The following is a 6,000-nucleotide window of genomic DNA, read 5'->3' as shown; positions in this document are numbered from 1 at the left end:
TTATCGGTAGTTAACCCTTCCTCCTACACTCTCCACAATCATGTCCGAGCGTTGCACTTATTATCTGAATTCGCGGGCAACAATGTTCATTATCTCTCTGAGGCGATTTCATATATTGCATCAGAAGATCTGTGGATCGAAGGTTCAGCGATCCAACAATTACAAACAACGGCAAATTTACCCGGTATGTATCGCGTCGTCGGGATGCCCGATCTCCACCCCGGACGCGGCTATCCGATTGGCGCAGCCTTTTTCTCACTCGGGCGTTTTTATCCGGCGCTGGTCGGTAACGATATCGGCTGTGGCATGGCGCTCTGGCAAACGGACATCCTGAGTCGCAAATACAATGCCGACAAACAGGAACAGCGTCTGGCGGTAATGGACGACGTGGCCGAAGAGGCATGGCTGGATGACTGTCTGCCGGATAACCTGGCGGCACATCCGTGGCGCAGTGCGCTGGGCTCCATCGGCGGCGGCAACCACTTCGCCGAGCTGCAGCAGGTCGATCGGGTGTTCGCCAGTGAACGCTTACAGGTGGCAGGGTTTGATACCCAACATCTACTGTTACTGACGCACAGCGGTTCTCGCGGTCTGGGGCAGGCTATCCTGCAACGTCATATCGCCGCTTTCTCCCATGAGGGTTTGAGTGAGGGGAGCGAACACGCACGGAACTACCTGGCCGAGCATGACGATGCGCTGGCGTTTGCCAGGGTGAATCGCCAGATGATTGCGACCCGTATTTTGCAGCAGATGCGCGCCACAGGGCAGGGGATGTTGGATGTGACGCACAACTACGTTGAAGCCGCTACCGTCAACGGGCACCAAGGGTGGCTGCATCGTAAAGGGGCCACGCCTGGTGATTGCGGTCTGGTCATCATCCCGGGGTCACGCGGCGATTACAGCTGGCTGGTGCAACCCGTTGCCAGTGACATCACTCTGCATTCTCTCGCTCACGGTGCGGGGCGAAAATGGATGCGTACCGAGTGCAAAGGGCGGCTTTCCGGTAAATACAGCCCTGTGCAACTGACGCGTACGGAGCTGGGCAGTCGGGTTATTTGCCGCGACAAACAACTGATCTATGAAGAAGCCCCGCAAGCCTACAAATCGGCTGAAAGTGTGGTGAATTGCCTGCTGAAGGCGGGGCTGATTGAACCGGTAGCCCGTTTACGCCCGGTGCTGACCTTGAAAACCAGAGGAGGAAAAAGCGCATGATATTGTTGCAACTTTCTTCTGCTCAGGGGCCGGATGAGTGCTGTCTGGCGGTGCAAAAAGCGCTGGATCGTCTGATCAAAGAGGCCGCGTCGCAACAGGTTGATTTGACGCTGCTGGAGACCGAACCGGGTAGCCGCGAGGGGGCGCTACGTTCTGCGCTGGTCTTGCTTGATGGCGACAAGGCGCAGGCTTTTAGCGAAAGCTGGTGCGGCACGCTGCAATGGATCTGCCCCAGTCCGTATCGACCAAATCACGGGCGCAAAAACTGGTATGTGGGTGTCGGGTGTTTTTCCGCGCAGGAGCAGGCGCAGTCCGATGATATCCGTTTTGACACTTTGCGTGCTTCCGGTCCCGGTGGGCAGCATGTTAACAAGACCGATTCGGCGGTGCGCGCAACCCATCTGGCGAGCGGGATTAGCGTGAAGGTCCAGTCGGAGCGCAGCCAGCATGCCAATAAACGACTGGCGCGCTTGCTGATTGCCTGGCGGCTGGAGCAAATGCGTCAGGAAGGGGATGCGGCCTCAAGGGCGCAGCGACGGATGTTCCATCATCAGATTGAACGCGGTAATCCGGTGCGGACGTTTACAGGTATGGCGTTCAGGGAAAGGTAGTCAGCGGTAATAAAGCTTTATCCGGCCTACGAGTGAGCATGTAGGCCGGATAAGCGAAGCGCCATCCGGCGATTCAGCGTATTACTTTGCCGGAATGGCTTTCAGCAGTTCAGTCAGCAGCGTCCAGTACTGACCCACGCTTTCGATATGAACCTGCTCATCCGGGGAGTGTGGACCGGTGATGGTTGGCCCGATAGAAACCATATCCATGTCCGGATACGGTTTTTTGAACAGACCACATTCCAGACCCGCGTGGATGATCTGAATGTTCGGCGTCTTGTTGAACAGACGCTGATAGGTTTCACGCACCAGGTGCATAACCGGTGAGTTCGCATCCGGCTGCCAGCCTGGGTAGCCACCTTTTGGTGCGGTTTTCGCGCCAGCCAGTTTTCCCAGCGATTCCAGCATGCTGACAACGTAATCTTTACCGCTGTCGATCAGAGAACGGATCAGGCAGATGATTTCCACTCTGTCGTCCTGCATGGTGACTACGCCGACGTTCAGGGAGGTTTCTACCACGCCTTTCGCCACATCAGAATTGCGGATCACACCGTTCGGGGTGGCGTTCAGCAACTGAATGAAGCTATCGCGGGAAGCAGCGGTCAGCGCCTGTTTGTCGCTGGAAACGCTCTCAAGCAGAACCACCAGGTTCTTCTCTTTTATTTCCAGTTCGTTTTGCAGGATGCCCTGATAGGTTGCTGCCAGCGATTTCAGCTGTTCAGCTTTATCTGCCGGGACGGCGACGGTCGCGAAGGCTTCACGTGGGATAGCGTTACGCAGTGTACCACCATTAAAATCGACCAACTGCAGGTTCAGCTCAGCGGCATGGCCGACCAGGAAACGGGCCAGCAGTTTGTTGGCGTTACCAAGACCCAGGTGAATGTCGCCACCAGAGTGACCGCCTTTCAGCCCTTTCAGCGTCAGCTTGAAGGTCTGAGTGCCAGCGGCAACGGCTTCGCGGGACAGCGGCAGGGTGGTGATGAAGTCGATACCACCAGCGCAACCCATGTAGATCTCGCCTTCTTCTTCGGAGTCGGTGTTGATCAGGATATCGGCCTGCAGCCAGTTAGCCTGAAGGCCAAACGCGCCGTCCATACCGGCTTCTTCGGTCATGGTCAGCAGCACTTCCAGCGGGCCATGCTCAACGCGGTCATCAGCCAGCACCGCCAGCGCTGAAGCCATACCGATACCGTTATCTGCACCCAGCGTGGTGCCGCGTGCTTTTACCCATTCGCCATCGATGTACGGCTGAATCGGGTCTTTGGTGAAATCATGTACGGTGTCGTTGTTTTTCTGTGGCACCATGTCCAGGTGCGCCTGCAGCACTACCGGTTTGCGGTTTTCCATACCTGCCGTTGCCGGTTTGCGCAGCAGAATATTGCCAACCTGATCGCGTTCCGCATGTAAGCCTTTTTCTTTCGCCCAGCTCATGACGTGTGCGGCGAGTTCTTCTTCATGGTAAGACGGATGAGGGATGGAACAGATTTTGGCAAAAATATCCCACAGCGGTTGTGGCGATAGTTGAGACAATTCAGACACGATGAGTCTCCTGTAAAAGGCCTGCCAGCATATCTTGCAGGTCAGAGGGTTAAACTACAGAACAATCACAAGGCCGGCTTGCGAGATGGACTTGAGAATACCACTTTATTGTCTCTCTGTTAGTACGCGTCGCGTAAAAAGCGCCAGCAATGCCCGGTAACACTGGTTTTTAGCGCGGCAGATCTCTATAATCTCGCGCAACCTATTTCCCCGTAGAACACTTTTTAAGCCGTAGATACACAGGCTGGGACACTTCACATGAGCGAAAAATACGTCGTCACCTGGGACATGTTGCAGATTCACGCACGCAAACTGGCAAGCCGCCTGATGCCTTCTGAACAGTGGAAAGGCATTATTGCCGTTAGCCGTGGTGGTCTGGTGCCGGGCGCACTGCTGGCACGTGAACTGGGTATTCGTCATGTCGATACCGTTTGCATCTCCAGCTATGACCACGACAACCAGCGCGAAATGAAAATCATCAAACGCGCAGAGGGTGATGGTGAAGGTTTCATCGTTATTGATGACCTGGTTGATACCGGCGGTACCGCGGTGGCTATCCGCGAGATGTATCCAAAAGCGCATTTCGTCACTATTTTCGCTAAACCGGCCGGTCGTCCGCTGGTTGACGATTACGTGATCGATATTCCGCAGGACACCTGGATTGAGCAGCCATGGGATATGGGCGTGGTCTTCGTTCCGCCTATCTCTGGTCGCTAATCACGTCTTTATAATTATTTACAACGCCTGGCATTGCCGGGCGTTGTTTTTTTTCGCATTCGCCAGGTTACAATACCGTCATTGACGTATTCATGGAGGCTGCGCACAATGCCACAAGCTAACCTCAGCGAAATCCTGTTCAAACCTCGTTTCAAGCACCCGGAAACCTCAACGCTGGTGCGTCCATTTGCCCATAACGGACTGTCGCATATCGAATCTACTCTGGACGGTAACAATGCGCCCCACTGGTATCGCATGATCAACCGACTGATGTGGATCTGGCGCGGTGTCGATCCGAAAGAGATCATGGAAGTACAGGCACGCATCGCCATGAGTTCGGCAGAGCACTCCGATCCTGAACTTTACGATACGGTGGTCGGCTATCGCGGCGGCAACTGGATTTACGAATGGTCCACCCAGGCCATGCTGTGGCAGCAAAAAGCCAACAAGGAGCCGGATATCACCCTGAGTGGCCAGCACTGGCTACACGCGTCGAACCTTTACAGCATTGCCGCTTATCCGCATATCAAAGGCGATATACTGGCAGAGCAGGCGCAGGCGCTGGCAAATCGCGCCTATGAAGAAGCGGCGCAGCGTCTGCCGGGGGCGATGAAAGAGATGGAATTCGCGATCCCGGGCGGTTCACCGGTAATTGGCTTCTTGCATATGCCCAAAGGCGATGGGCCTTTTCCGACCGTACTGATGTGCGGCGGGCTGGATGGCCTGCAAAGCGACTATTACAACCTGTACGAACGCTATTTCGCGCCGCAGGGCATCGCCATGCTGACGCTGGATATGCCGTCCGTCGGGTTCTCCTCAAAATGGAAATTGACCCAGGATTCGAGCCTACTCCATCAGCATGTGCTGCAAGCGCTGCCGAACATTCCGTGGGTCGATCATACTCGGGTGGCGGCGTTTGGTTTTCGCTTTGGCGCGAACGTGGCGGTTCGCCTGGGATATCTTGAGTCTCAGCGCCTCAAAGCCGTGGCCTGCCTGGGGCCGGTGGTACATGCGCTGCTGACTACCCCATTGCAACTGGGGCGCGTGCCGGAGATGTATATGGATGTGCTCGCCAGCCGTCTTGGCATGCACAATGCGTCGGATGAATCGCTCTGCGTGGAGCTAAATCGCTATTCGCTGAAAACCCAGGGATTACTGGGACGGCGCTGCCCGACACCGATGCTGTCGGGTTTCTGGAAAAACGATCCATTCAGCCCGGAAGACGAGTCGCGTTTAATTACCTCGTCATCCTCGGACGGTAAATTACTGGAAATCCCGTTTAACCCGGTTTATCGCAATTTTGATAAAGCGCTGCGGGATATTACGGACTGGATCAATTATAGATTGCGTTAATGGATTGCTAATTTTGATTGATTTGGTAAAACAGTTGCATCACAAAAGGAGATCGCAATGACGTTACCGAGTGGACATCCGAAGAGCAAACTCATTAAAAGGTTTACCGCGCTAGGCCCGTATATTCGCGAAGAACAGTGTGCAGATAATCGTTTCTTTTTTGATTGCCTGGCCGTATGCGTCAATGTAAAGCCCGCGCCGGAGAAGCGTGAATTCTGGGGCTGGTGGATGGAAATGGAAGCGCAGCAAAACCGCTTTACCTATAGCTATCAATTCGGGCTGTATGATAAAGACGGGAACTGGAAAGCAACGGTAATAAAAGATTCAGAAGTCACCGATCGACTGGAACATACTCTGCGTGAGTTTCATGGCCGCGCCCGTGACGTTCTGGCGGCGCTGGAGCTGAAACTGGAGCCTGCGGATAATTTCTCGGACGAGATTAAACTTAAGGCTTAAGCGAAATAAATAAAAACGCCCTTCAGTGAAGGGCGTTTTTTTATATTTGCATGAACACCACCTCCTATGGAGGTGGTCAGCAATAAGTTGGCTCTGCCAATAATGCTACTCA

At 54.4% G+C, this 6,000-nt stretch carries 6 protein-coding genes; 5 read left to right on the top strand and 1 reads right to left on the bottom strand.

The window, feature by feature from the left end; genetic code table 11:
* Positions 1-51: 51 nt before the first annotated feature.
* The gene (locus ACSZPU_RS22455; RefSeq protein ID WP_499003325.1) at positions 52-1,212 is read left to right on the top strand and encodes an RNA ligase RtcB family protein; all 1,161 of its coding nucleotides are present in this window, start codon (positions 52-54) and stop codon (positions 1,210-1,212) included.
* The gene (prfH, locus tag ACSZPU_RS22450; protein ID WP_499003323.1) at positions 1,209-1,823 is read left to right on the top strand and encodes a peptide chain release factor H; all 615 of its coding nucleotides are present in this window, start codon (positions 1,209-1,211) and stop codon (positions 1,821-1,823) included. Before ACSZPU_RS22455 ends, prfH begins: the two co-directional genes overlap by 4 nt.
* 81 nt (positions 1,824-1,904) lie before the next feature.
* On the opposite strand, the gene pepD is transcribed toward prfH, so the two are convergent.
* Positions 1,905-3,362: a cytosol nonspecific dipeptidase gene (gene pepD, locus ACSZPU_RS22445; RefSeq protein WP_499003321.1), complete on the bottom strand. Its 1,458-nt coding sequence runs from the start codon at positions 3,360-3,362 to the stop codon at positions 1,905-1,907.
* A gap of 258 nt (positions 3,363-3,620) precedes the next feature.
* Between pepD and gpt the strand changes: the two genes are divergently transcribed.
* The 3 genes from gpt to crl all read left to right on the top strand — a co-directional run bounded on the left by gpt (position 3,621) and on the right by crl (position 5,888).
* Positions 3,621-4,079, top strand: a complete 459-nt coding sequence (gene gpt, locus ACSZPU_RS22440) for a xanthine phosphoribosyltransferase (protein WP_499003320.1) — start codon at positions 3,621-3,623, stop codon at positions 4,077-4,079.
* Between the two features lie 108 nt (positions 4,080-4,187).
* Entirely contained in the window at positions 4,188-5,432 is a 1,245-nt protein-coding gene (gene frsA, locus ACSZPU_RS22435) for an esterase FrsA (protein WP_499003318.1), read from the top strand.
* A 57-nt stretch (positions 5,433-5,489) separates the two neighbouring features.
* Positions 5,490-5,888 (top strand): sigma factor-binding protein Crl, encoded by a 399-nt coding sequence (gene crl, locus ACSZPU_RS22430; RefSeq protein ID WP_499003313.1) that lies wholly within the window; start codon positions 5,490-5,492, stop codon positions 5,886-5,888.
* Positions 5,889-6,000: the final 112 nt, after the last annotated feature.

The sequence above is a fragment of the Phytobacter sp. V69 genome, assembly GCF_965644215.1.
In the GTDB taxonomy this organism is placed as follows: domain Bacteria; phylum Pseudomonadota; class Gammaproteobacteria; order Enterobacterales; family Enterobacteriaceae; genus Phytobacter.
The sequence above is the reverse complement of the archived record's forward strand: the minus strand, read 5'-3'. Positions and strand labels throughout refer to the sequence as shown.

What these genes read in the sequence shown, in the direction of transcription:
- frsA (WP_499003318.1), top strand. Translation starts at nt 4,188, where the DNA reads ATGCCACAAGCTAACCTCAGCGAAATCCTGTTCAAACCTCGTTTCAAG.
- gpt (WP_499003320.1), top strand. Translation starts at nt 3,621, where the DNA reads ATGAGCGAAAAATACGTCGTCACCTGGGACATGTTGCAGATTCACGCA.
- prfH (WP_499003323.1), top strand. Translation starts at nt 1,209, where the DNA reads ATGATATTGTTGCAACTTTCTTCTGCTCAGGGGCCGGATGAGTGCTGT.
- crl (WP_499003313.1), top strand. Translation starts at nt 5,490, where the DNA reads ATGACGTTACCGAGTGGACATCCGAAGAGCAAACTCATTAAAAGGTTT.